The following is an 874-nucleotide window of genomic DNA, read 5'->3' on the forward strand; positions in this document are numbered from 1 at the left end:
GTGGAGGATGACGGGCTCGAACCGCCGACCCCCTGCTTGTAAGGCAGGTGCTCTCCCAGCTGAGCTAATCCTCCATAGGATATTCATATATTACTTTATGTAATGTTTATCCTTTCTCTTAAGGACAAGATTTATAATATCAGTATTCTTGATATAATGCAATACTCTTTTTAAAACTTTTTTCAAAAATAATATTTTTTCTATGTTTTCAATAACTTGTCTCAATTTCTATCTAAACCGATTACTTAGCATAACGAAATTTTAATATGTTTTCTCCATTTTTTCAATAGCTGTTTTCATTTTTTATAAATATAAATCAATGTTATATATATATATAAGTTATTGCCGAATAATAACCTTTTGAAAGTTCTTGTAATTATATATTTTCTAAGTTGTTTTAACTCTATAGTAGAAATAAAATTTTAATTATTTATGTAATATATTAATTTCTTATTAGTCCACCTTCTGCGTTACAAATAGATATTCTTAATAAAGTCACTCTTAGAGACCTAGAATGATGTTATTGTCGTAATAGGCAGTATAGAATCCGACAAATAGTGTCCTTGGATGATTCCGCCTTTTAACGTGGAATGGCAGGCTTGCAAGGGCATCGATCGTTAATAATTTATCCATTCTCTTCGAATAAGCTGCTATAACATCGAACTTGCACTATATTTCATTGCTCGACAAATTAGACATACACTTTTATTCAACCGGTCATTTTTTATATGAATCTCTTTATGTTATTAAAGTATATAAAAAAACGCTAAGTACATGTGAAAGTACTTAGCGTTTTCTCTTCTTATGTATGACCCGTACGGGATTCGAACCCGTGTTACCGCCGTGAAAGGGCGGTGTCTTAACCACTTGACCA

At 31.7% G+C, this 874-nt stretch carries 2 tRNA genes; both read right to left on the reverse strand.

Going from position 1 to position 874, the window contains the following annotated elements:
• Position 1: 1 nt before the first annotated feature.
• Positions 2–74: transfer RNA gene (locus H9632_RS18690), tRNA-Val, on the reverse strand.
• A 738-nt stretch (positions 75–812) separates the two neighbouring features.
• Positions 813–873, reverse strand: a tRNA-Glu gene (locus H9632_RS18695).
• Position 874 lies beyond the last annotated feature (1 nt).

Source organism: Solibacillus merdavium (genome assembly GCF_014836935.1).
GTDB classification, from domain to species: Bacteria; Bacillota; Bacilli; order Bacillales_A; family Planococcaceae; genus Solibacillus; species Solibacillus ferritrahens.